Source organism: Rhizobium sp. AP16, assembly GCF_000281735.1.
Classification (GTDB): domain Bacteria; phylum Pseudomonadota; class Alphaproteobacteria; order Rhizobiales; family Rhizobiaceae; genus Rhizobium; species Rhizobium rhizogenes.
Genome location: NZ_AJVM01000026.1, coordinates 1 through 24,187, shown reverse-complemented (window position 1 = coordinate 24,187; position 24,187 = coordinate 1). Strand labels below are relative to the sequence as shown.

The 24,187-nt window shown below is 59.6% G+C and carries 21 protein-coding genes; 10 read left to right on the top strand and 11 right to left on the bottom strand.

All coding sequences use genetic code 11. From position 1 onward, the window contains the following. From PMI03_RS11890 to PMI03_RS11855, 8 genes are all read left to right on the top strand, one after another. Window positions 1-321 (top strand): energy-coupling factor transporter transmembrane protein EcfT (locus tag PMI03_RS11890; RefSeq protein WP_007693356.1); only part of this gene is annotated, 321 nt, incomplete at its 5' end. Next, window positions 311-943, top strand: a complete 633-nt coding sequence (locus PMI03_RS11885; protein ID WP_007693353.1) for a phosphoribosyltransferase family protein — start codon at window positions 311-313, stop codon at window positions 941-943. The genes PMI03_RS11890 and PMI03_RS11885, both read left to right, overlap by 11 nt. Before the next feature lie 380 nt (window positions 944-1,323). After that, on the top strand, window positions 1,324-3,627 hold the full coding sequence (locus tag PMI03_RS11880; protein ID WP_007693351.1) for a molybdopterin guanine dinucleotide-containing S/N-oxide reductase: 2,304 nt from the start codon (window positions 1,324-1,326) through the stop codon (window positions 3,625-3,627). Between the two features lie 215 nt (window positions 3,628-3,842). Further along, entirely contained in the window at window positions 3,843-5,495 is a 1,653-nt protein-coding gene (locus PMI03_RS11875) for an ABC transporter substrate-binding protein (RefSeq protein WP_007693349.1), read from the top strand. 34 nt (window positions 5,496-5,529) lie between these two features. Continuing rightward, the gene (locus tag PMI03_RS11870) at window positions 5,530-6,540 is read left to right on the top strand and encodes an ABC transporter permease (protein WP_007693348.1); all 1,011 of its coding nucleotides are present in this window, start codon (window positions 5,530-5,532) and stop codon (window positions 6,538-6,540) included. Beyond that, entirely contained in the window at window positions 6,537-7,385 is an 849-nt protein-coding gene (locus PMI03_RS11865) for an ABC transporter permease (RefSeq protein WP_007693346.1), read from the top strand. The genes PMI03_RS11870 and PMI03_RS11865 overlap by 4 nt, the downstream gene beginning before the upstream one ends. Then, entirely contained in the window at window positions 7,364-9,094 is a 1,731-nt protein-coding gene (locus PMI03_RS11860; RefSeq protein WP_007693344.1) for an ABC transporter ATP-binding protein, read from the top strand. Before PMI03_RS11865 ends, PMI03_RS11860 begins: the two co-directional genes overlap by 22 nt. Next, window positions 9,091-10,182, top strand: coding sequence for an LLM class flavin-dependent oxidoreductase (locus tag PMI03_RS11855; RefSeq protein ID WP_007693342.1), 1,092 nt, complete (start codon window positions 9,091-9,093; stop codon window positions 10,180-10,182). Before PMI03_RS11860 ends, PMI03_RS11855 begins: the two co-directional genes overlap by 4 nt. Before the next feature lie 70 nt (window positions 10,183-10,252). On the opposite strand, the gene PMI03_RS11850 is transcribed toward PMI03_RS11855, so the two are convergent. Then, window positions 10,253-11,689, bottom strand: a complete 1,437-nt coding sequence (locus tag PMI03_RS11850) for an MFS transporter (RefSeq protein WP_007693340.1) — start codon at window positions 11,687-11,689, stop codon at window positions 10,253-10,255. 146 nt (window positions 11,690-11,835) lie between these two features. On the opposite strand from PMI03_RS11850, the gene PMI03_RS11845 reads away from it, so the two are divergent. After that, a complete protein-coding gene (locus PMI03_RS11845) occupies window positions 11,836-12,759 on the top strand; it encodes a LysR family transcriptional regulator (protein WP_007693337.1) in 924 nt (307 codons plus the stop codon). 321 nt (window positions 12,760-13,080) lie between these two features. Here the strand turns inward: PMI03_RS11845 and PMI03_RS11840 are convergent, their stop codons facing one another. Then, the gene (locus tag PMI03_RS11840; protein ID WP_234903631.1) at window positions 13,081-13,989 is read right to left on the bottom strand and encodes a LysR family transcriptional regulator ArgP; all 909 of its coding nucleotides are present in this window, start codon (window positions 13,987-13,989) and stop codon (window positions 13,081-13,083) included. Window positions 13,990-14,553: 564 nt separating this feature from the next. Here PMI03_RS11840 and PMI03_RS11835 point away from each other — a divergent pair. Further along, entirely contained in the window at window positions 14,554-15,129 is a 576-nt protein-coding gene (locus PMI03_RS11835) for a recombinase family protein (RefSeq protein WP_039973853.1), read from the top strand. A gap of 64 nt (window positions 15,130-15,193) precedes the next feature. On the opposite strand, the gene PMI03_RS11830 is transcribed toward PMI03_RS11835, so the two are convergent. From PMI03_RS11830 to PMI03_RS11785, 9 genes are all read right to left on the bottom strand, one after another. Then, entirely contained in the window at window positions 15,194-15,766 is a 573-nt protein-coding gene (locus PMI03_RS11830) for a hypothetical protein (protein ID WP_309574361.1), read from the bottom strand. A 118-nt stretch (window positions 15,767-15,884) separates the two neighbouring features. Continuing rightward, window positions 15,885-17,483, bottom strand: a complete 1,599-nt coding sequence (locus tag PMI03_RS11825; RefSeq protein ID WP_007693329.1) for a class I SAM-dependent methyltransferase — start codon at window positions 17,481-17,483, stop codon at window positions 15,885-15,887. Window positions 17,484-17,680: 197 nt separating this feature from the next. Next, entirely contained in the window at window positions 17,681-18,232 is a 552-nt protein-coding gene (locus tag PMI03_RS11820; protein WP_007693327.1) for a hypothetical protein, read from the bottom strand. Window positions 18,233-18,307: 75 nt separating this feature from the next. After that, window positions 18,308-19,075 (bottom strand): DUF4239 domain-containing protein, encoded by a 768-nt coding sequence (locus PMI03_RS11815; RefSeq protein WP_007693325.1) that lies wholly within the window; start codon window positions 19,073-19,075, stop codon window positions 18,308-18,310. 190 nt (window positions 19,076-19,265) lie between these two features. Continuing rightward, complete coding sequence (locus PMI03_RS11805) at window positions 19,266-19,730, bottom strand: MucR family transcriptional regulator (RefSeq protein ID WP_007693323.1); 465 nt, start codon at window positions 19,728-19,730, stop codon at window positions 19,266-19,268. A 56-nt stretch (window positions 19,731-19,786) separates the two neighbouring features. Continuing rightward, complete coding sequence (locus PMI03_RS11800; RefSeq protein ID WP_007693320.1) at window positions 19,787-20,278, bottom strand: DUF4189 domain-containing protein; 492 nt, start codon at window positions 20,276-20,278, stop codon at window positions 19,787-19,789. Between the two features lie 94 nt (window positions 20,279-20,372). Further along, window positions 20,373-21,206, bottom strand: a complete 834-nt coding sequence (locus PMI03_RS11795) for a hypothetical protein (protein WP_039973847.1) — start codon at window positions 21,204-21,206, stop codon at window positions 20,373-20,375. A gap of 139 nt (window positions 21,207-21,345) precedes the next feature. Further along, a complete protein-coding gene (locus tag PMI03_RS11790; protein WP_007693317.1) occupies window positions 21,346-21,864 on the bottom strand; it encodes an invasion associated locus B family protein in 519 nt (172 codons plus the stop codon). A 176-nt stretch (window positions 21,865-22,040) separates the two neighbouring features. Then, on the bottom strand, window positions 22,041-24,187 hold a 2,147-nt coding region (locus PMI03_RS11785; RefSeq protein WP_007693315.1), incomplete at its 5' end, for a YadA-like family protein.

Below are 24,187 nucleotides of genomic sequence, written 5' to 3'. Positions count from 1 at the left end.
CGGCTGCCGCCGATTGCCACGCTCGTTCTCTCGCTGACCTTCGGCGTCATTCCAATGCTGCGCGACGATTTCGAACGCATTGCGGACGCGCAGCGGTCTCGCGGCATGGAGATCGACAATGTCAGCCTGCCCACGAAATTGCGCTTCGCGCTGGCCCGCGGCATTCCGCTGCTCGTTCAGGCGATCCGCATGGCGCACGCCATTTCGTTCTCTCTCACCCTTTACGGGTATGATCTGAAACACAAGCGGACAACCTGGCGCCATGTCGGCCTCATGGTCGAGCCGCGCCTTAGCATGAAGGACAAAACCGATGACCTCTGAGACCACGGACCCAAGAACCGGACAGAACTGGAGAGTCGATGTTTCCGGCTATCCGGTCGATTTGCCGATCGTGGCGATCAAGCCGGATTTCGCCATTTCGCTGATGATGGTCATCGATCTCGGAGTGAAATTCGGCGAACATATCGGCCGCAAACTTGCCGCCAAATTCGCACCGCTCAAGCCCGACATCATCGTCGGCACGGCGACACTTGGCATTCCCGTCGCAATCGAAGTCTCTCGTGCGCTCGGACTCGACCATTACGTCATCCTGCAGAAGTCGCCAAAAATCCATTTGGCGAATGCATTGGAACAGAAAATCTCCTCCATTACCTCCAAGGGCGAACAGCGCTTGCTGCTGGACCGCGCCGCGATTCCGCTTCTCAAAGGCAAGCGCGTGGTCGTGGTCGACGACGTCGTTGCCTCCGGATCCAGCCTTAAGGGATCGCTCGAACTGGTGCGCAAGGCAGGAGCCGACGTTATCGGCATTGGCGTTGTCCTGACAGAGGCACGGGATTGGCAGGAAACGCTGGGATCCGACTGTGACCTCATTCAGAGCCTTGCCCATATTCCACAGTTTTCCCGGACCGACGATTTAGCCTGGGAGCCCATTCCCGGCACCTGACACCACTGTCCCGGCCAAACGGGACGTTTGGCGCTTCGTTGCAAATTTTTGGAAGGTGAGCGTTCTGGAACCTTCACACCGAGCGACCTTGTCGGGAGCGGCAAGGTCGGCACTGTACACGACCTGATCATTTATCGCTTAAGCCGCCTGCAACTCATCAACCGAGCCGAGGCGGGATAAAATTCCATAATTTCTATAGAAAAAGAATGACCTGTCTTTCTGCGCCCACGGGCGCACATTAGCATCCATACAGAATCCGATGCAGCAGGCCTGGGGAATAATTATATGCCGACCGAATTCATCAGCATCACGTTTCCGAACGCATCGAGAAAAACGGGCGGCCTGTTGATAAACGCTTTGATTGCCCGGGTATTTTGCAAATGAACACGTTCCAGACCCATAGCTCCCATTGGGGCGCGTTTTCTGGCCGCTACGAAGACGGAAAGCTCGAAATTCGTCCCCATCCGGCCGACCCGTATCCATCGCCCTTGTTGGGCAACCTCGCCGCGATCGCTCATAGCCCCGCGCGCATCAGGCGTCCTGCAGTCAGGCGCGGCTGGCTTGAGAGCAAGAAAGGTAATGCGCAGGATCGCGGCACAGATGATTATGTGGACGTCAGCTGGCCAGAAGCGTTTGATTTGGTTGCTGGAGAACTTCGGCGCGTTTACGGAGACTTTGGACCCCAGGCCATATTCGGTGGTTCCTACGGCTGGTCGAGTGCCGGGCGCTTCCATCATGCACAGAGCCAGATCCACCGGTTTCTGAATGTGCTCGGCGGCTATGTGCGATCCGTCAATACTTACAGCTCCGGTGCTGCAATGGTCATCATCCCACACGTCTTGGGGCCATATGACCATTTCGACCGCAAGAGTGTCACCTGGGATGCCATCGAACGGAGCAGCGAACTGATCGTCGCCTTCGGCGGAATGGCGATCAAGAATGCGGACGTGCATGGCGGCGGCATCAGTTCGCATATCGTCCGCCAGACGCTGAACGGCGCGAGCGCTCGCGGTGCCCGCTTCGTGCTCGTCAGCCCACTGAAAGACGATTTTCCCGCCGAGCTGGATGCGCAGTGGCTGCCGATCGTGCCGGGCACGGATGTCGCGCTGATGCTCGGTGTCGCGCATGCGCTCGTCAATGCGGGATTGCACGACCGCGGTTTTCTCGACCGCTACACGGTCGGATACAAGCGTTTCGAGGACTATCTGCTCGGGCGGAGCGATGGTGTCGAAAAGAACCCGGAATGGGCCTCCGGCATCTGTGGCATCGGTGCCGATGCCATCAAGCAGCTCGCGCTTGCCATGGCACAGGCAAGGACGCTGATCACCGTCAGCCACTCTCTCCAGCGCGCCGACTATGGCGAGCAGCCTGTCTGGATGGGCATCGTGCTGGCCGCAATGCTCGGACAGATCGGACTGGATGGCGGCGGCTATGCCTATTCCCTCGGTGCATTGGGGAATATCGGCAAGGCCCAGCTTGCCGTTCCACTGCCGACCCTTAGCCAGTTCAAAAATCCAGTGCCGGATTTTATTCCCGTCGCGCGCATCGCCGATATGCTCCTCAATCCGGGCGACGAGTTCAACTACAACGGCCACACGATGCGTTATCCCGATATCCGCCTCGTCTATTGGGCAGGCGGCAACCCGTTTCATCACCATCAGGATCTCAACAGGCTGCGGGCGGCATTCAAGCGGCCGGAGACCATCATCGTCCATGAGACGGCCTGGACGTCGTCCGCACGTCACGCGGATATCGTGTTGCCCGCGACCACCACGCTTGAGCGTGACGATATCGGCGCGGCGGATCGTGACCCTCTGATGATCGCGATGAAGAAGCTGATCGAGCCGGTCGGGGAAGCGCGAGACGATTATGAGATTTTCTCCGAAATAGCGCGCCGTCTCGGAAAATTCGAAAAGTTCACCGAAAATCGCACCAGCCGGGATTGGCTTGCCTTCCTGTTCGAGACCACGCGCACGGCGCTCGCATCCGGTGGACACGAGGCTCCGGATTTCGAGGCGTTCTGGAACCATGGAGAGATGCGCCTGCCTCTCAAGCCCGACGATGGCGGACCGGCCCGCACCTTTCGCAATGATCCGTCCGGATCCCCGCTGCAGACGCCATCCGGAAAGATCGAGATCTTTTCGCAGACGATCGAGGGCTTCGGCTACAACGATTGCCGTGGCCATCCGAGATGGTATCCTCCAAGGGCAGAGACCAAGGCCGACGAGCGCTATCCCCTGCATCTGGTCTGCAACCAGCCGCATTCGCGGCTCCATAGCCAGCTGGACTATGGTGATTTCAGCCGCTCCACCAAAATCAAGGGCCGCGAGCCGGTTCGTATCCACCCGGTAGATGCGGTTGAGCGTGGCATCTCGGATGGAGACATCGTGAGGTTGTTCAACGTCCGCGGCAGTTGCCTCGCCGCAGCGGTGATAAGCGAGGACGTGCGCAAGGGGGTCATGCAGTTGGCAACAGGTGCATGGTTCGAGCCGGACGCCCCAACCGCCGACAGCGCGATGTGCATTCACGGCAACCCGAACATCCTGACACACGACGTTGGGACCTCGCAGCTGGCCCAGGCTTCGACCGGACAGCTTACAAGGGTGGAGGTCGAACGGTTCGTTGGCGAAGCGCCGCCAGTGCGGATATTCGAGGGACCCAAGGTCCAAAATCGATCCCAATGAGATCAGCACGGAGACCCTGATCACCAAGGAGGGTTTTGAACGCGCAGCTCCCTCGCAGACAAGCCCTGAAAAAAGCTGACCCTTGCACACGCTAAAACTGAACAAAATAATCCATAAAATTAGTAGAAAAAGAACAACTAGTCTTTCTCCCTCGGCTCCGCCTGCATAGGCTCTGTTTCAGGATTTCTCAGAACCAGAACCATCAGGACCTCTTCATGACCGAACGCCTTTTTTCGTTGTCCCTCTCCCGGCGCCGTCTGCTGATCACCACGTCCGCCGTGGCAACCGGCGCTTTGGTGACGATGGCAGGCCTCGCCCCGGCTCTGAGTGCTGACAGCCCACACAACGGAGGTGACATCACCTTCCTCATCGATTCGTTGGGCGACACCTGGATTCCGAACAACAGCGCGATCTCCAGCTTCCAGGGCCATATCTGGGGCCATGTGACCGATAAGCTCCTTTACGTCGACGCTGACGGCAAGGTCAGCCCCTGGATCGCCGAGCGCTGGGAGCAGAACGACAACGCCACCGAGTTCACCCTACACCTCAAGAGCGGCGTCACCTTCTCCGACGGCACCCCGCTCGACGCGTCGGCCGTCGTCGCCAACCTCGACATCTGGTACGCCGGCCGCAAGACCGAGGGCATCAATCCGATTGGTCTCTTCCCGAAAACCTACGACCATGCCGAGACAATTGACGCGAGCACAGTGAAGGTCTTCTTCAAGAAGCCGACGCTCGGCTTCATCCCGACTCTCGGCTACCACGGTTCGATCCTCATCTCCCCGAAGACCATCGCGCAGCCCGCCCCACAGCAGGCTGACCTGAGCAAGACCTCCGGCAGCGGCCCCTATGTGGTCGATTCCTGGAAGGAGGGCGACTTCGTCAAGCTGGTCAAGCGCAAGGATTATAACTGGGGTCCTCCGGCGGTCGGTCATACCGGTCCAGCCTATCTCGACACGATTACCTACAAGCTGGTGACCGAACCGTCGCTGCGCGTTGCAGCCGTGCAGTCAGGCCAGGCCGACGTCGCCTACAACGCCTCACCGCAGGAACTGGAGTCTCTCAAGTCGGAGGGCTTCACCATCGCGACACCACGCTATCTCGGCTTCGTCAACGGCTGGGCGATCAACACCAAGCTCGCGCCGTACGATGACGTGAAAGTACGTCAGGCCCTCCAGGCCGGCATTAACCGCCAGGAGATCATCGACACCGTCTACACGCCCGACTGGAAGCTTGCGACGTCCTTCATCCAGAGCAACGTGCCGGGAGCGACCGACCAAAGCAGTTTGCTGGCGTACAATCCCGACAAGGCTGAAAAGCTCCTTGATGAGGCAGGCTGGACAAAGGGCGCAAACGGCATCCGTACGAAGAACGGCGAGCCGCTATTGCTGATACTGAATTCCAACCCCTACCTTGCTACGTCCAAATCGGTCGATGAGCTCATCGCCCAGCAACTCGGCAAGATTGGCTGGAAAGTCGCCATCCGTGCCTACGATGTTGTCACCTACGGCCAGAAGGTCAAATACGGCGGCCCGGCCGTGCCGGCCTACGAGGTGACGCGTAGCTTCATCGACGCAGGGACCGTCGCCAGCATTCTGACGAACGCCAACAACGGCGAGAACTGGTTCGCTCTCGACGAGAGCGACACGAGGCTCAATGAGCTACGTGACAAGATCGCCAGCGCCGGCTCCACCGAAATTCGCAAACCCCTCCTCGACGAGTTGCAGAAGTACATTCTCGATCAGGGCTACTTCATCCCGCGCACACAGATCGTTCAGCGGATCTACGCTCAGTCTCCCAAGCTCAAGGGCGAGGTCTACAACGGTGTCGCCTATGCCAGCTACTACACGGCCACGAAAAGCGAATAGCCCGCAATTCAACCGCGCAAAGAAGGTGACAGGCATGAGCAAAGCCTACCTAAACTACGCCGCAAAGCGCCTCGTGCAGGCGATCGTCGTGATCCTGCTGGCTTATGTCTTCACCTTCGTTGTCGTCAGCATCCTGCCGGGTGACCCGATCTCCAACGTCCTGAACAATCCCCAGAATGGGTTCACACAGGAGGAGATCAAGGAGATCATCGCCGCCCAAGGTCTGGATAAACCGATCCCGGTCCAGCTTTGGACATCGTTTTCCGGGTTTGTCACCGGGGATCTGGGCCTGTCGATGCGGACCAATCGGCCCGTGACAACGCTGATCGCCGAGGTGCTCCCGTCGACGCTGGTCCTTGCTTCCGCCGGCCTCGTCGTCGCGCTTCTGCTCGCGGCGGTGATCGCCTATGGCACACAGTTTCTTCCAAAACGGCTTGGCCAGGGCTTGCTGCGAGGCTTTCCGTCGCTGTTCCTGTCGGTACCGAACTTCGTGATCGGCCTGGTGCTGATCCACCTCTTTGGTTTCCAGCTCGGCGTCTTTCGTGTGATCGAGCCCGACAGCGTCTGGGCGACACTTTTCGCGGCGATCGCGCTCGGCATCCCCATCTCCGCACAAATCGCCGAAGTGCTCATCGCAAACCTCGACCATGAGTCCGGGCAGGAATACGCCGCCGTTGCACGGGGCCGCGGCCTCGGGCAAATGCGGCTGTTCGCCAAGCACCTGCTCAAGCCGTCTTCACTCCCGGTCGTCACTGTCGTTGCGCTCACCATCGGCGAGCTGCTTGGGGGCTCGCTGATCACCGAGACGGTCTTTGGGCGCACCGGTCTTGGCAGCTTGGTGCAAAGGTCGGTGAGCACGCAGGACCTGCCCGTCCTTCAGGCAGTCGTCTCGTTGGCAGCGGTGGTCTTTGTGATTGTCAACCTGATCGCCGACCTCGCCTACCCGCTGCTCGACCCGCGCGTCAAGCTCCTCAGCTCTCCCGAGCGTCGTCCAACCACGGCTGACGAAGGCTCCGTCAACATTTCCAAGGCGGTGACCTCATGACCCTCGCCTCCGCCTACCCGATCTCGCGTGTCACGGCGATCAGCCGGCTGACAGCCCTGCGTCTGCCGCCGGCCGTCGCGCTCTCGTTCGCGATCGTCGCGCTTGCGATCGCCTGGTCGCTCGCCCCGAGCCTGTTCACGAGCTATGACCCAATCAACGGTGTTCCTGCTCAAAAGCTGCTTGGCCCCAGTGCCGCGCACTGGTTCGGCACCGATCATCTCGGCCGCGATCTCTACACCCGTGTTGTCTATGGCACAGCCTCTTCGGTCGCGAGCGCGCTGATCGCTGTGATCATCGGTGTTGTTGCCGGTGGCCTCATCGGGCTGCTGGCCGGCTTCTTCGGCAGCTGGGTTGACACCCTGTTCGCCCGCCTGGTCGACGTGCTGCTCGCCATTCCAAAATTCTTGCTGGCCGTCATCGTCGTCACCGCGATCGGCTTCGACACCACAAACGCCGCCATCGCAACGGGTGTTTCGGCTGTGGCCCTCTTCGCCCGGGTGATGCGCTCGGAGGTCATCAAGACCCGGCAGGCGACATTCGTCGAGTCTTCCTTTCTCCTCGGCGGGTCGCGCTGGCACATCCTGTGGCGCCACGTATTGCCGAACGCATCGCGCTCGGTGCTCCCACTTGCAGTGCTGCAGTTCGGCGACTCGATCCTGGTGATCGCCAGCCTTGCCTTCCTCGGGTACGGCGACCCGCCACCGGCGTCCGACTGGGGCCTGCTGATCTCGATTGGCAAGGACTACCTCAAATGGCCCTGGCTGGTTTACGCACCCGCCTTCGTTACGATCGCAACCGTCCTCTCTGTAAACAGGATCAGCCGATGGCTCCGCAAGACAGACTGACCCAGCTTTTCGCTCGCACCGATATTACCGGCTCAACGTCTCAACGATCAGCTCCACTGCTCCGCGTCGGCGGCTTGTCGGTCGCCTACGGAAAGCAAGAGGTCGTCACCAACGTCGGGTTCGAACTGGGCCGTGGCAAGAGCCTTGCTCTCATCGGGGAATCGGGCTCGGGCAAATCGACGATTGCCCGCGCGGTACTGCGACTGCTCCCGGCCGGTGGACGCGCGAGCGGCCGCGTCGACTTCGACGGCCAGGAGGTGCTGGGGCTCCCGGAGCGGCATTTCCGGCCATTACGGGGACGTGCTATCGGGTTTGTCCCGCAAGATCCAGGCAACTCGCTCAACCCGGTGCGGACGATCGGCGCCCAGGCGATGGAGGCAGCCACGCTCATCGACGAGCCCAATACGACACGTCGCAAGGCGCTCATCCTGGAGACATTCGCTCAAGTTGGGCTCGACAACCCGCAGCGAGTTTATGATTCCTACCCACACCAACTGTCCGGCGGCATGCTGCAGCGTGTGCTGATCGGCCTTGCGGTCCTTCCACGGCCGCTGCTGCTGGTTGCGGATGAGCCGACCTCCGCGCTCGACGTCACGATCCAGAAACGCATCCTCGACTTGCTTTCCAAATTGCAGCATGAGCTCCATATCAGCCTGCTCCTCATCACCCACGATCTGGCGATCGCCGCCGAGCGGGCGGACTCGCTGGTGGTGCTCAAGGACGGCATCGTCCAGGAGGCCGGCAGCACCGCGGCCGTCTTCTCATCGCCCGCTTCGCCATACGCAAAGAAGCTGCACGCCGACGTCCCTGCCCTCAATCCCAACCGTTACGCCCGGCTGCGCGATCCCGGTTTCCGTTTCCTCAAGACAGACGCCGGCAAGGCACCGAAGATCGAGGTCAGCGCCGTCACGAAGACCTTCGCGGTTGACGGCAAGGTTCTGACGGCCGTCAACGACGTGTCGTTTGCCGTCCAGGCTGGCACCACGCATGCGCTGGTCGGTGAGTCGGGTTCAGGCAAGACGACCGCAATCCGGCTCTTGCTTGGGCTGGAGCAACCCGACACCGGGAACATCACCGTGGCCGGCGAACAGCTCAACGGTCGCTCGCACCAGTCGCTGCGCGCGGTGTGGCGCCACCTTCAGCTCGTCTACCAGAACCCGTTCACCTCGCTTGACCCGACCTGGAAAGTCGAGCGACTGGTGCGCGAACCGCTCGACCGCTTCAAGATTGGAACCGCCACAGAGCGGGCCGCACGGGTCCGCGAAGCGCTGGCCAATGTCGGGCTCGGCGAGCACCTGCTTGCGCGCAATCCTGTAGCCTTGTCAGGTGGCCAACGCCAACGCGTGGCCATCGCCCGGTCGCTGGTCCTCAAGCCGGATGTGATCGTGCTCGATGAGCCCACCTCCGCGCTCGACGTCAGTGTCCAGGCCGACATCGTCGAAGTGCTGCTTTCGCTGCAAGCCAAGCTTGGCCTGACATATGTATTTGTCTCCCACGATCTGGCCCTGGTGCGCCAACTCGCCCATACCGTCTCGGTGATGCAGCGCGGACATATCGTCGAACACGGGACCGTCACCGACATCTTCGACAACCCTCAGCAGGCCTATACCCGGTCGCTGCTGGAATCGATCCCGTCCGGCGTCGCTCGTATCGCCCGCGTGCCCCAGCCTCAACCTCAACGGGTCTTCAGCGAGGAAAAAATCGCATGACCGTGACCGCGCCTGCCGGCGCCCTGTCCACGCCGTTCCGCCCCAAGCAGCGGCTCGGCTTCAATACCCGCGTGTCTTTCAACGATGATGCCGGGCCGGCGCAGGGGTTGCGCGACGGGATCGAGCTGTTCAAGGCCGCAGAGCGGCTGGGCTACCAGTCCGGCTGGGCCTACCAGCGGCACTTCGACCATTACCTGTCCTCGCCGCTTCCGTTCTTCGCCGCGGCCGGCCAGCACACCAAGCATATCACGCTGGGCTCGGCGGTCATCCCGATGCGCTATCAAGATCCGATCCTGCTTGCCGAGGCGGCCGGCACGACCGACCTGTTGATCGGCGGCCGGCTGGAGCTGGCCATCTCTACCGGCGCCAACGCGGCGTTCGACGCTGTCTTCGGTACAGTCGACACCGATGCCCGCACGGAGGCCAGGCGCCGCCAGGCACGCTTCCTCGCCGCGATCTCGGGCGAGGTCCTCCACACCGTCGCCGGGCCGAACCAGGGTGCCCCGGAAGGCATCGAACTGCGCGTGACACCGCACAGCCCAACCCTGCGCTCCCGGATTAGGCAAGGCTCGGCCAGCTTAGGCTCGGCGGTGCAGGCTGCCGAGCTTGGGATCGGGCTCATCTCCGGCACCGTGCAGCACGACCATGCCGAGGGCGAGACCTTCGGGGAGTATCAGGCCCGCAGCATCAAGGCTTTCCGTACCACCTGGCGCGAGACATGGGGCACCGAGCCGCCGCCGGTCACCGTCGCCGCCTCGATCCTGGTCGGCACCACCGCCGAGCTCCGGGAGAAGTACTCCGCCTACGACCTCGAGCGCCGCACCCTGGGCATCGCCGCATCCCGCCCCAAGGGCGCCCTCACACCGACCGCGCCGGCCAACCAACCGTCCGGAGTCCAAATTTGCCCCGTTTTCCAGGGCACTCCCGACCAGGTGACCGAGGCGGTTTTCAACGACCCGGGCCTCGCCGCCGCAGACGAGATTGTCCTCTTTCTACCACCCGCCTTCGGTCTTGCCGAGAACGTGCGGCTGCTGGCCGACCTCGCGGAGACGGTGGCCCCGAACCTGGGCTGGTCGCCTGCCTCGTGACCCCATAGGCAACCCATCAAAATTCATGAGTTCGCGAATGGGCCGCTTACGGCGGAATCTCCCATGGATGCTACTGCCGCGACATTTGGATCCGAGCCAGGAGCGCAAGGCCAAGGACGATCGCGATCAAGTTATAGATGCCCGCAATCGAAAAGGCCTCTCCATAAGCCTTCGCAGCAGGATGGGCCAAGGAGGCTGTCCCACCAATGTGCTCCAGCACACTGAACAGAATGACCCCGACGATCGATACGCCAAAGGCGGAGCCGGCGATCTGCATGGTGCTGAAGGCACCGGACGCCATCCCAGCCTCTTCGCTGGAGACGGTGCTCAGGATCATGTTGAGGAGAAGCGGAATAACAATCCCCTGGCCCAGTCCCTGAAGGATGACCGAAGCGCTCAGTGTCAGGATATAATGACCAACGGCAAGGTCGGACAGAACGGCGGTCAGCAATCCCGCTGCAAAGACGGCCATGCCGAGGAACAGCGCCCGGTGCTCTCCTCGTTTTGCAAGCGGTTCCGAAAGAAGCGAGCCGATGAAAAATGCGATCGTCGATGGGACAAAGAACGTCCCGGCTTCGAGCGCGGTTTGCCCGAGGCCGACCTGCAGCAGGATTGTCAGCGACAAGGAGAACGAGCCGATCGCCGAGAAAAACAGGAACCCCGCGAGAACCCCAAGGACGAAGTTTTTCTTTTTGAAGAGAGAAATATCGATGATGGGTACGCCACCGCGCCGCGCCAGCCGGGCCTCGTAGAAGGCGAAGCACATGAACATAGGAAGAGACAGCAGAGGGGCGACGATCGCCCACCAGGGCCAGTGATGCTCCTGCCCGACCATCACCGGCAGCAGGACCAGGGTCAGTGCGGAGGTCCCCAGGACAGCTCCGCATAAATCGAGCTTCGGTGATACGAGCGCCCTGGTCTCCACGATCATCCGTTTTCCCGCGATCAGCGCATAGAACGCGACCGGCAGGTTGACAAGAAAGACAAGGCGCCACCCAATATCCCCGATATTGAGCACAAGCAGATATCCCCCGATGACTTGGGACGCCGCACCGGCAACCCCCTGGACCGCGCCCATTACCGAGAATGCCCTTCGGCGATCGTCACCCTCAAAAAGTACCCGCAGCGACGTATAGACCTGCGGCATCAGGAGCGCTGCGCCAATACCCTGGACGGCGCGTGCGCCGATAAGGCTCCAGGGGGAAGGCGCAAGGGCGCACAGCAGTGACCCGAGCGCGAAGATCGCCATGCCGACGAGAAACAGCTTCCGCCGCCCATAGAGATCGCCCAGACGGGCTCCGTTCAGCAGCAGCGCGCCATAGGTCAGGCTGTAGGCCACCATGATGAGCTGCAATTCCCCGTTGGACGCGTGCAGCCTGCGTTGGATGTCGGGCAGCGCAATATTGACGATGAACAGGTCGAGGATGGTGAGGAAATTCCCGGTCAGAAGAACGGCCAGTGACGACCAGGCTCCTGCTTTCTCCGTTTCAACCGATACTGGGGTCATCTGTGTTTCCGCGTGATCGAGCTTGCGGCAGGAACCGGGTATCGGTGCCTGCAAAGCTGAAAACGAAGGATATTTTATCTTTAATGTTGATCAATTATGGGAGATGGAACTACTTAAAGGACAAAATTTCTTCAATTGGAGATGTCATGGAAAGCTTGACGGGCATCGCTGCCTTTGTTCACGCCGCCGAACAGCAGAGCTATGTGGCAGCTGCACGCGTCACAGGGGCATCTCCATCCGCCATTGGCAAGGCGGTGGGCCGCCTCGAAGCCCGCCTCGGGGTGCGGCTCTTCAATCGCACGACACGAAGCATGAGCCTGACGGAGGAGGGCGCGGTATTCTACGAGCGCTGCAAACGCATCATTGACGACCTCGGGGATGCTGAAGCGGCAATCCTTCAGAGCCGGGAGCGGCCAACGGGGCGCTTACGCGTCAGCATGCCTCATATCGTCGGGCATCATCTCTTCATGCCGATCCTGCGATCCTTCGTCGAATCCTTCCCTGGGATCGAACTGGACATTGATTTCGAGGATCGAGTGGTGGATCTCGTTGCCGAGGGAGTGGATGTCGTTGTCCGCAGCGGCGAGCTGGCCGATAGTGGATTGATCGCCCGCGTCCTCGGACAGCAGCATTTCGTCGTCTGCGGAAGTCCCGAATATGTCGAACGGCGAGGCCGCCCGCAGACACCGGCTGATCTTGCCGGGCATGCCTGCATTCACTTCAAGTATCCATCCAGTGGCCGCATTGCGCTCTGGGCATTTCAAGCTCCCCACGACCGGTTGATCCTGCCAAAAAACCTCATCTTCAACAACACCGACGCAGGATTGCGGGCAACGTTGGATGGGCTGGGGCTTTCCCATCTGCCCGTTTATGTCGCGGAGCCATACATCCGGAGCGGCATGCTCACCCCGGTTCTCACGTCGTTCATGGTTCCTTTCGGCTCACTCTCCCTTGTCTGGCAATCCAATCGCCAGCTTTCGCCGAAGGTCCGTGCATTCGTGGATTTTATGGTTGAACGTCTGGCCTCTCAAGGCGAGACCTTCCGATCGGCAGCGACCTTGTCGGCATAATCCCAATTTCCGCAGGACTGCCGCGCCTGATATTTGCCCGTCGCAGAATAGGAATTTCGCGACGAATTGCACACCATGGATTTTGCCGACCAGTCCAGGAAGCAATTCATGCTTTTACTTGTCGGATATGCCAACAGATGTTGAATTCCAGACGAAACTCACCCCATTTGCCATTTCACGATCGCTCGCAATTCGTCCAAAATGGTGAAGCACTTCATAGGCTTGTCTCCGCCTAACAGGGTCAGCGCCAAGTAGAAAGACGGGTCAAATCATGGCGGAATTCAACATGCAGGGTACGGGGCAGAATAGATGTGGCACGCGCTAATTCAGGAAAGCACGGCATACTTTCTCGACTGAGGCAGTCAATGAAGAAAGAAGCGGCTGAGCCACTCTGGAATGATACCAGTAAAGTGGTACGTCGACGGGGGCATCGCTGATCAACTCCTGCAATATACCCGTACTCAAGTGCTCTCTGACGAGGATTTCCGGATTAATTCCCCAACCAAGGCCGGCCAACGTTCCCTGCAAAATGCCATGCGTCGACGGCAACCAGTGTGTCGGTATTGGACAGCTTTTGCCGAAGTAATTTTCGGTCCATTGATCGTTAAGGTCGTCCTTGGTGTCGAAACGCAGGCCGACAGCCTGTGACAACGCCGCTGGAGTGACGCCGTCGGGAAAGTTTTTTTCGATAAATTGCGGCGTGGCCACGGCGCGATAGCGCATGTGACCGAGCTTTCGACGGTCGCACCCAGCCACCTCGACATCCGTGGATGAAACGGCAGCAGCGACGTCGCCCGACCAAAGCAGTTCGAAAGTATGCTCCTGGTCTTCACGTAAAACGTGAATATAAACATCGTCAAACGCTTTCATCGCCTCGCAAAACCAAGTTACGAGACTGTCCGCGTTGACGGCAATCCGTACGGTTATCTTTTCGCTAACGGTCGCCCCTTCAATTTCATTGCGTACTTCTTGCTCCAGCAGGTGGACTCTTTCGGCATGATGAAGAAGCCTGGTGCCGACCGAGGTCGGCAAGCAGGGTTGCCCGCGAACAATCAAGACCGCACCTACGCGCTCCTCAAGGGTTTTGATCCTTTGAGAAATCGCGGACGGCGTTATGTTCAATGTTCTCGCTGCTCGCTCGAAACTGCCCTGACGGAGGACTTCCACCAAGGCTTCCAACTGCTGGTAGTCCATCATCTTAAGTTTGCCTAACGCCGCTTTAATCTTCATCGTTTGTCACGAGCGGCCGTTCGAAGCTAAACAATAATCATCCTTCGAGCAACCAAACCGCAGAGATAGTGATTGGCTTTTCCAAGCCAGTAATCAGCGCGCCGAAGGTTTGCACGCGCGCTGCGGAAAGCTTAACTCTGGGAGGCGGACTTGAAGCTGATATTGTTGGTTATTTTATTGTCTGGCAGTGCAGCGAATGCATCCGCGACGACTCTTCGCGTTGATACCAGCGCCGACTGTCCATTAACAAAAGTCTCGGCAGCACTCCCCATATGGCTCGAGGTGTAGCCGGTTATGCGACAGATCACATTGCAGGTTCATCCGCACTCGATGGAGTAGGCCTTACTTCGGCCTGAGCGGGTCACAAACAAGCAAATTGTCAGGTGGTGTCAGGCCGTGTCCGTCACAGGGCACGGAGAGATTTGCCATGCAAATCCGCCAGGCCCCACGCATCGACGGCCGGCAATACGAGAAACTGCACGGATAACGCAGGCACTCACCGGCACATCCTTCAACACAACCGATTTTGATCACGAACTTCACTGGTCGGGGGGCCAGCATTCAATGAGAATAGGATACGCGCGCGTCTCAACGGAGGACCAGAAAATGGACCTGCAGCTGAACGCACTCGGGGAGGCAGGATGCGACCACGTCTTCACCGATCACGGTGTGTCCGGGGCTGGTTTTGAGAGGCCTGGTTTGGAGGACGTCATGAAAGCTCTTCAGAGAGGCGACACGCTCGTCGTCTGGCGTCTCGATCGGCTTGGGCGATCGCTTGTCCGCCTCGTTCAGTTTGTCGATGAACTTGGCAAACGAGGCATCGAGTTCCGCTCCCTATCGGAGAACATCGATACGACCTCCTCCGGTGGACGATTGGTCTTTCACCTGATTGCCGCATTGTCGGAATTCGAGCGCGCTTTGATCAGCGAGCGGACCCGCGCCGGCATGGACGCCGCCCGCCGCAAGGGTTTGCATCTAGGCCGGCGGCCAGTACTCACCACACAGCAACAGCGGGCAGCCTATCGCGCGGTACGTGTCGACGGGCAGACGATCCCTGCAGTCGCGAAGCATTACAATGTCGATCCTCGCACAATCCGGCGTATCGTGAATCAGAAGGAAGCAAAGGCGCGGACAGAGTAAGACTTCTCTCGCAGGCACATTGCCGCCAATTGATCAGTTCCTGTGGGGTTGTTCCCATAACAGTCTACATTAAGCCCAAATTCACGACGCTTCTGTTTGTCATCGCTTTGGTACTGGCGGCATATATATCGCCATTGACAGCGGTGATGGATCCAGTCTGGATCACCGATATCTTCGCTGGCTTTTGGCTGGCATTCCCACCGTCGGCCGAATAGAGCAGAGCATTCGCGTCGTCGGGCGAAAGTTCGATGATGACAAACTTGCCATTCTTACCCTTCTCCGCCAGCGCTGCGGTTGTATTGGCATAGATTTTTGTGATGGTCCTGCCACCGACACTGAAGGTCGACCGCAAGAGCTTTGAATTGTCGATTGCCTGATCATATTCCACCGCGACAGTGGTCAGTCTCAGGCCGTCTCCGAACACCATCGTGAACGCCGTGACGTTCTTCATATGTGTTGCGCCTGCAGCATACACCGCGACGCTCGACACCGATAGCGTGACTGCTCCGGCGCCAATGCTGATTGCCAAAAAATCTCTGCGGGAGTGCATTTCTGGTTCTCCTTTAGGGGGCTCGCGTGGGTCTCGTGTCGATTGCATCATCACGATCAGGACGCGCAATAGATTGGGCCGGGTCATTCTGCGGATCCTGTGCCGGGACGGCCGGATGGCCGATCCCGAAGAGAAACAAGACCCCATGGCTGAAGCTCGCAAGCTTCAGCCGGATGCATGACAGACGGTCTCTATGCGTGACCGATTATTTCTTTGCCCGTCGAATCAGCCCCTTTGCTCGAAGACTTGCGGCAGCGATGGGCACCTGATTGCGCGCGGCCTCCTCGATTGCGGCAGGCTCGCTGACAGGGGCACCATCGTTGAGGAACGTGATGAGACCATTGCCCGCATCCTCGACGAGGCCGGCAATCAACGCCTCCTCGTCGCGGCTGCCGTCCATCAGCAACGCGACACGCGCTTCCAGAATGTTCAAATAAACCGGCTCATGCAGAAGATTGCTGACCGAGACGGCATCGGCGCCGGCAGGCGGCTTCAGCGTGGCGCGGGTTTCGTCCGACACGACCGGCCGATCGGGTAACACAGCGGCGATATCCGGCTCGCTCATGCGGAATCGCAGGAAGCCTTTGATCACCAATTCCTCGACGAAGGGAAGCAGCTGCTCGCGAGCCGCCGTCTTCGAAAGTTTCAGCTCGGTGATAACACGCTGCGCCAACGCGTCGAAGGATAGCGTGGCGGGATAGGCCTCATTGAGAGCGGCAGCGGCTACCTTCAGAGCCGGTTGCGACAAGGTGATAGTGCCTCGCCGCAGCAAATTGCAGGCCTGGGGCTGCTCGTCCGGCGTCAGCGGGCCATCTTCGCTCACGAACACGCCCGAGAGAAACAACGATTGGAGCATATCCGAAGACAATTGTCGGCGAACACCGCTGGCATGATTCTTCTTGGCAAGAATCGTCTGGCGGAAGCCACGATTATTGACGAAGTCCAGATACTGCTCGACCGAGACCTGGCTCGACCCCCATTCCCGCAGCAAAGGCTCGGCGATATCCGCACTGTAGTTGGACAGGAACATCAGGAAAGTCTCGGATTCGCCGACATAATCCAGGCCGTTGGCCTCCGCTCTCTCCACGAATTCATGGAAATAGCACGGCGCATTGTAGGGCTCGAGAAATTCGTGCAGCAGATAATAATCGCCGTAGTTCTGGAGGATCGGCCGCATCTCCTCCAGCGCCAGCTTGAGCACCGTATCGGGACGCGCGGATGCATAGAGGTATTCCAGCATGCCGCGTGCGTAGGGCAGCTTTTCCTTCAGTTCGCGCGAGCCACCACGCAGGATCATTGCATCACGGACGATTTCCCGCGACTTCCAGCCGGGATAGGTGTTGTAGCTGACATAGGCGAGGCCATTGTCGGACAGATTTTCCGAGGCAATGCGCAGGATTGCCTTGCCCACGCTCTCCGGCACCCAGCTATAGACGCCATGGCAGATAATATAGTCGAACGTCCCGAGGCTCCGCGCGAGCGTGCTGAGATCGGCGCGACGAATTTCAGCGTTTTTGAGCCCCATCTCCGCGATCAGGGCTTTCCCTTGCTCCACCTGCACGCTCGACAGGTCGACGCCGAGCACCCGCGCCCGCGGGTAACGTGCGGCGAAGGGCAATAGATTGCCGCCGGCCGCACAACCAAGTTCCAGCACGCGGGCCGTCTCGATCGGTGGGGAACTCAGCCCGAAAAGGCCGGCAACAGCTTGAAGATGCTCCGGCGCTGACTGCGGGAACGCCATGGATTCATAGGGGACAGCATCGTAGTATTCCGACAACGATGACGACACTTCTTTGAGCTGCATTAATACCTCTCCTTTTTAATGGGCACTCGCCTGCCGCCGAAGTTTCATCCGGCTATCTTCTGAGCCTCGACAGATTCTGATCGCGGCACGACAGGTTTGGTCTCGACCAACTTCAAATTTCGCGCCGGAAGCTCTTGCATCCCGAACGCGACTTAATCGCCTTGGGGTTCAAAGGGCGGAGCGATCCGCTCTGTCGATCAATCCGATGTCTTCGGGGACAGGTCACAGACGACCTTGCCATTTTCAATGAATGTCACCGGCCCTGCCGGATGAGCATTCTTCGGGATACTGACCAACAGATAGTCCTTGATCTGATAGCTGCCGCCGGGCTGCGGCGCGCGATAATCATAGTTCAATTGCAGGGCGCCATTCTTCACCGAGACGGCAGTGGCTGTGAAAATCTTCCCCTGTTCCCCCTCGCTCGGCGCCGATACGACACGGGCAACCACCAGCAATTGCTTTCGCGCATAGAAGGAGGCGGCCGGTGAAAATGGCTTTTTGTTCTGCATCGTCGCCGCGGGATTGAATATCTTCTCCCAGTCCGACGCAGAGCGTATCGCCCCGCAGAGGACAGGCTGCTTCTTTTCGTCCCAGTTCTCTACGAACGACTGGTAGGCCGAGTTCCGAACAACCGTAAATGGAACAGTCGATCGGCTCGCCTGCGCATGGTCCTCCGCCGCCTGGCCTGGAGCCGCGACGCTCATGACTGTGCTTGTTGCCAGAAGAAAGGCAATAAAAACCCTCAACATTGTACATCCTCCAGATTTCGATAGATCGCCGTCATGTATTTGTATCGTGGACGAGGCCTTCTCTATTCGGCGCAGTTACGGGACATTCATCTTGGCCAGGGCATCGTGCATCGGTGCGGATGAAACCGTGATGGTTCCTTCAAACGGCATGTCCATATCGACAACAAGGACAACGGCACCGGCGATCGAAAGGGCACAGACGAACAGTGCCATGACGACGATTCTATTGCGGGGAGCAAAAAGACCAAAGCTGATGAACAACACGCAGAGCCACACCATCAGGACCACCACGAATGGATGCGGGACATGGTCGGCCTCCTGCGCCGCCTGTTGCCACGTCGCTTTTGTCAGATCCGCGGTTGTCTGCAACGCGCTTGCCACCGCCAGACGCTGAGCATCGGTATTGGACGTTATGGTTCGGAGACCCTGCTGGACGCTCTCGAGCAATTTCCAGGCCGGCGGGTCGCCGGCCGCAGGCTTGGGACCGCTCTCGCTAGGCCAGTTGCTTGCAATTTTTGCGACCGTGTACTTCTGGAGCAGAGATTTTATGGCATCCGCATCCGGCCCATAATTCACCAATTCACGGTTGAGAGACATCAGACCGGCGGCAAATTCCTCTGTCTGTTTGTTGTTCGTATCGAATTTATCTTTTGCGGTCGCAACCAGCAGGCCGAGCACCAAAGCTGCAACGAGAGAAACCGTTCCCATCGCCGTTTGTACGATCTTCTGCGTTGCCTCGTTGCGATGCCGCTCATGCATCATTTTGCCGATAAGCAAACCCAGTAATCCGCCGCAGAATATGACCGCGAATGCAACCAAACCATACAAGCCTATAGCCAACATTGCAGCTCACCCTTCTTTTGAAATTTAGTGTCGCCTGGCAGTTGATTGCGAGAATGGGGCCGGTTGAATTCTCTGATAAACCGCTAATTCTCAAACTGCTTATCCAGCTAATAAAACTGAATTATTGGCTGCAGTGCGCGATGAAACTCGCTCATCTTTCGCCGCTCACAGCCACCGAAAAGTATGTGATCTAAGCCTTCGCGAGACGGCGTCTGCCGCCTGGCTGTCGCGTGTTCTCTCCAAAACCTGACAGCTTCGCCAGTTCCGACCTGCGATTGGCATAGTTGGGCGCGACCATCGGATAGTCGGAAGCAAGACCCCACTTTGCGCGATATTCGTCCGGCGTCAGGCCAAAGTGAGTGCGCAGATAGCGTTTCAGGAGCTTCACTTTTTTGCCATCCTCCAAACAGACGATATAGTCGCCCGTCAACGACGCACCGAGATCGGCGGCTGGACTCTGCCCGTTCTGTCTGAGGGCGACGGTATTGGAACTCAGGGAGAACAGCGTCGTATAGACATCCTCGATCAATCTCGGGACCGTATTCGCGTAGACCGAATTGCGACTGAGAAAAGCCGAAACAATCGCTACGCAGCCGTCAAGCAACGGATCCGCTTCTGATTTCGGCGTATTCTTCATGTCTGTGTATCCATCCATGATCTACCTCAACTGTCATTTGGTCTTGCTGCGTCACCATCCCAATGCCTGCGCAGTCATGTGCAAACCCATTCGTGAATCTTGCATTGATTTGAATCGCCGCAGCTTTTGATTGCGGCATCCTCGGCGTCCTTGCGGGTTGGGGCCGAAGCTGCTCCCCAACGTGTCACCTTGCGATCCCTGTCTTCCGCCACGGATAGAGCCGCGCAATGTTCGTACGGGAAGCCCGATTGATCGTCGTCCGTCCAATGGCGGTGATTGCGGAAGGTGATCGCCAGCCGGCAACCGGAATCCGCCTGGTTCTGGCAGTACTTGACGGCGATATTCTCGGCCTCCTCGCGCTTGTCGGCGCCCCAGAAGAAGCCGTATTTGTTGTGAATCGGCGAGAAGGCGATCGCACCCCAAATGCCGTGCTGCGTAACCGGAGGTTCTGGATACTGTTCCTGAACGATCGGGTCGGCGGCATGGGCGGTGGGAGGCAGGATGGCGCAGATCGCGACCAACGCTGCGAAAACACTATTTCGAATGACTGGTCTGCCCGACAACATGTGCTCTCCAAACTCCAAAACTTCTGGGTCTATGGGTCTAATAGTCATGAATTGGCAGGCCAGGCGTATGGGAGGACACGCCTGGCCTATGTCGTCAGCTATTGCCAGGTACAGCCGCCCTAGAGGTCGTCAGGACAACGCAGCCATTGCCGGCTGACGGCAGGAGAACTGTCTGAACCCCGCTCGGCAGAGTGACGACGGGAAGCCCTTGCAGCGACGGGCCGAGCTTGCTGTCCTTCGGCAAGGTGCCGGCGAAGGTATTGCAGTCCACGCCGACCGGAACCACACGCACGAAACTGCCCTCGCAGCCGCCCTTTGCCGGCGTCGGTGCACTGAAGATGACGCTGGCGCCACTACCCCGGAACTGGTCGCTATTGAAGCTCATGCCAACGATCGAGAAGATCGAATGATCGTTCGAATCCTTCTCGCTCCAGGAGGTTGTCGCGTTGAAGGTCGAGCCGGAGGCGGCAACGAAGCCGAGCGCCGGGAAGACCTCCCTGCAGGCGGTGACGCCCGCCTGATCGATATGCTCGTTGAAGATCGTCTTCTCTTGATCCGTGGCCGCGGCGGCGGGAGCCGCACCGCTATCGCCGGCGGCGGCTGCATCCTTTGACGTTGCAGTGCGCGCCGTGGCGGTGGTCCCCTTGGGGGTCGGCGTGGGCGTACTCTTCTGCGCGACCATGAAGCTCGGTAACGAGATCACATCCTGCTGTGCCAGCACGGCGGTTGCCAGAACGCCAAGAATAACGGCGCCGGCCGATGATATCAGTAGCAGACGATTGTGGGTCTTCACGGTCTCAGTCTCCTCATTGCCGCTCTCGGCGGCGGTTTCCGGTTCGCGGAACGTGCCGGCTGGCGTGAGATCGTCATCACTGAGCCTAGCATTGCCCCTGTTCATCACTCGCTCGAAGATCGATTGTTGTTCCATTCCAATCCCCGTTTCCTTTAACGGTGCCGGCGATATCGCCGGCACCGTCTGATGGACGCCCTTAGCTCCGAGGCGCCCACCCTTTGCGGACGAGACCCACGCTCCGGGCTCGTCTCGAATCCCTATCGTCTGCCGGCGATCATTTGATCGCCGCTAGTGCTGTCGGCAGCCCCTTCAGCGTCGTTCCGATCACAACCGGGCCATCGCCATTTTCCGGATTGGCATAGGTAATGCGTACATCCACCTGCTTGTTGATCTGTTCGCGCAGCACGGGACCTACCGGCAGCAGGATCAGGCAAATGGTCTGATCACAATCTTCGGTCTTGGCGTTGACCGGGTTCTTCTGGCTGGAGAAGCTGATCTGCACCGGGTTCCCCTTGCCGACAGACGCCGGCACGCGGATGATCATGATCGGATTTCCGTTGGACGTCCCCGCCAGCGACCAGCTGAAAGCCATCGCGCCGCGCTCGTCGATGATGGTCTGCGTGATGTTGCAGACCCGCTGCTTCTTCTTCAGGTTCTCGTCGCAGATCAGCGTCCAATTGGCGAACGGCCGGATCACGCGACGATATTGCCCGAGCGCCACCCCCTCCGGCAGGACGACCTCGGAAGGCTTGATGCTATAGCGCGGCTGCGAAAGAGGCTCCTGAGCCGCCAAGACGGCTCCATGACCCAGCAGCGAAATTGCAAGCACAACAATCCCATGAAGGAGACCACCGCATCGAGTGGCAGATCCGGTACCCGGTGGCGACCTCGTATTTCGCCACCGGGCACCTGCTCTGGCCCGCCACTCGTGTTGTTCTGCCTGTTCTCTCTGCAAGTTCATGATGAACCTCAGTTAAAGGTGTAGCTCAGGCCCGCGCCGACGCCGACCGATCCGCCGGCGACCGTGCCGGAGAGATTGGTGCGCAGGCGCGCATCCTCGCTGGTGTAGCCGACACCGAAGGCGAACGCGCCCTCGCCCTTCCAGACACCACCACCGACCGCGGCGCTGAATTTTCCGGGGCGGTCGTCGTAGCGTAGCGAAGCGGCGGCAAGGCCGATCGCGGCGGCCTGACGGGCCTCGGATTGGATATTGCCAAGCTTGGAGTTCAACTGGTTGAACTTGTTATCCGTATAATTGTTGGCCGTCTGGATGGCGGCGGCCGTCCTGTTATCCGTATAAGTGTTCGCCTGGTTGAGCGTGGTGGACGCGGTCTGGTTCAGCTGATTGACGTTGACAACGTCCGTCCCAGCGACACCGGGACCGACATTGTGAATGACAACCGGTGAATTGACGTCCCCACCGATCAGGGTCACGCTGTTTGTCCTTTTGCCGTCGACGACATCGTACTGAACGACATTCTCGACCTTCGTATTAATGTTGGTAACGGTGCTTTGGACACTCTCGACCGCCTGGTTGGTGGCGAAGAGCTGCGAGCCGTTGACCGCATCGGTCGAGCTGGCGTTGAGCTGACCCGCCGCGACATTGGTGACCTGGCGTTCCGCCCCAACCGAACCGACGCTGACAACGCCAACCGGCGCTCCACCAGCGAAGGCATAATCCTTGCCGGCGATAGTGGCCCCGGTCGTCGCGACGGCTGCCGCCGTCGTAGAGCCGGCGCCGAGAGCAACCGAGTTCGCCGTGCTGGCATTGGCACCGTTACCAACGGCCACTGAGTCTGCTGCCGATGCAACGGACGCCGGACCGACCGCAACACTGTTAGTGCCACCCGCCACGCTGTCGACCAGGGTTGAGTTGGAATGGAAGTACTTGATGCCGCCGCCGGTGTTGATGTTCGTAACGGTCGAGTTCAGCGTCTCTACCGCCGAGTTGGTCGCGAAGAGCTGCGAGCCATTGATCGCATCCGTCGAGTCGGCCGCTAGGCGACCGGCTGCAACGTTGGTGATCGTCCGCTCTTTACCCTTGCTGCCAACGGAGACCGTCCCGACCGGAGCCGTTCCCGCGAAGTTGTATGTGGTGCCAGCGATCTTCGTACTTGCGGTTCCAACAACCGGGACATCCGTTGCCGAGCCCGAACCAAGTGCGACACTGCCGTCCAAGCTGGCGTTCGCACCATCGCCCAAGGCGACGCTGCTTGCACCGGATGCAATGGCGTTCGGACCGGCTGCCACCGCATTCGCACCGGATGCAACGCTATCCGGATCCGTCGAGTTGGCATGGAAGTATTTGACGCCGCCGCCGCTGATGATGTTGTTGAGCGCGGTGTTGGTGGCGAAGAGCTGCGAGCCGTTGATCGCATCCGTCGAAGTGGCGGAAATCCGACCAGCCGCGACATTGGTGATCGTGCGCTCGGCACCGACGGCGCCCACCGAAACCGTGCTGGTCGGTGTCGCTCCGGCAAAGGTGTAGGCCGTACCCTGCAGGGTCGTGCCGGCGGTACCGACGGCAGCCGCCGTGACCGAGCCCGAGCCGAGTGCGATGTCGCCTGCATTGTTGGCGACTGCGTTCGGGCCGATCGCCACACTATCCGTGCCCGTCGCGACGGAGTCCGGCAGCGTCGAGTTCGAGTGGAAGTACTTGATCCCACCGCCGTTGATGATGTTGTTGATGGTGGTCGAGTTGCTTGTCACCTGGCTGTTTGTCGCGAAGAGCTGCGAACCGTTGATCGCATCCGTCGAGGTGGCCGAGAGCTGGCCGGCTGCGACGTTGGTGATCTGCCGTTCCGCACCGACGGCACCGACGCTGACAACGCTGGTCGGCGTAGCCCCTGCGAAGGTATAGGCCGTGCCGCCGATCGTCGCACCGGCCGTCGGGTTGGCCGCTGCCGTCACAGAACCGGAGCCAAGGGCAATGTCGCCTGCATTGTTGGCAACAGCATTCGGGCCGATGGCCACGCTATCCGTGCCCGTCGCGACCGAGTCCGGCAGCGTCGAGTTGGAGTGGAAGTACTTGATCCCACCGCCGTTGACGATGTTGTTGATCGTGGTCGAGTTACTCGTCACCTGCTGGTTCGTTGCGAAGAGCTGCGAGCCGTTGA

Excerpts from the sequence above, each read along its gene's own strand:
- PMI03_RS11805 (WP_007693323.1), bottom strand. The coding sequence starts at position 19,730 with ATGGATGGATACACAGACATGAAGAATACGCCGAAATCAGAAGCGGAT.
- PMI03_RS11840 (WP_234903631.1), bottom strand. The coding sequence starts at position 13,989 with ATGAAGATTAAAGCGGCGTTAGGCAAACTTAAGATGATGGACTACCAG.
- PMI03_RS11875 (WP_007693349.1), top strand. The coding sequence starts at position 3,843 with ATGACCGAACGCCTTTTTTCGTTGTCCCTCTCCCGGCGCCGTCTGCTG.
- PMI03_RS11815 (WP_007693325.1), bottom strand. The coding sequence starts at position 19,075 with ATGTTGGCTATAGGCTTGTATGGTTTGGTTGCATTCGCGGTCATATTC.
- PMI03_RS11835 (WP_039973853.1), top strand. The coding sequence starts at position 14,554 with ATGAGAATAGGATACGCGCGCGTCTCAACGGAGGACCAGAAAATGGAC.
- PMI03_RS11795 (WP_039973847.1), bottom strand. The coding sequence starts at position 21,206 with ATGGAACAACAATCGATCTTCGAGCGAGTGATGAACAGGGGCAATGCT.
- PMI03_RS11885 (WP_007693353.1), top strand. The coding sequence starts at position 311 with ATGACCTCTGAGACCACGGACCCAAGAACCGGACAGAACTGGAGAGTC.
- PMI03_RS11870 (WP_007693348.1), top strand. The coding sequence starts at position 5,530 with ATGAGCAAAGCCTACCTAAACTACGCCGCAAAGCGCCTCGTGCAGGCG.
- PMI03_RS11825 (WP_007693329.1), bottom strand. The coding sequence starts at position 17,483 with ATGCAGCTCAAAGAAGTGTCGTCATCGTTGTCGGAATACTACGATGCT.
- PMI03_RS11845 (WP_007693337.1), top strand. The coding sequence starts at position 11,836 with ATGGAAAGCTTGACGGGCATCGCTGCCTTTGTTCACGCCGCCGAACAG.
- PMI03_RS11855 (WP_007693342.1), top strand. The coding sequence starts at position 9,091 with ATGACCGTGACCGCGCCTGCCGGCGCCCTGTCCACGCCGTTCCGCCCC.
- PMI03_RS11860 (WP_007693344.1), top strand. The coding sequence starts at position 7,364 with ATGGCTCCGCAAGACAGACTGACCCAGCTTTTCGCTCGCACCGATATT.
- PMI03_RS11830 (WP_309574361.1), bottom strand. The coding sequence starts at position 15,766 with ATGACCCGGCCCAATCTATTGCGCGTCCTGATCGTGATGATGCAATCG.
- PMI03_RS11865 (WP_007693346.1), top strand. The coding sequence starts at position 6,537 with ATGACCCTCGCCTCCGCCTACCCGATCTCGCGTGTCACGGCGATCAGC.
- PMI03_RS11820 (WP_007693327.1), bottom strand. The coding sequence starts at position 18,232 with ATGTTGAGGGTTTTTATTGCCTTTCTTCTGGCAACAAGCACAGTCATG.
- PMI03_RS11880 (WP_007693351.1), top strand. The coding sequence starts at position 1,324 with ATGAACACGTTCCAGACCCATAGCTCCCATTGGGGCGCGTTTTCTGGC.
- PMI03_RS11850 (WP_007693340.1), bottom strand. The coding sequence starts at position 11,689 with ATGACCCCAGTATCGGTTGAAACGGAGAAAGCAGGAGCCTGGTCGTCA.
- PMI03_RS11800 (WP_007693320.1), bottom strand. The coding sequence starts at position 20,278 with ATGTTGTCGGGCAGACCAGTCATTCGAAATAGTGTTTTCGCAGCGTTG.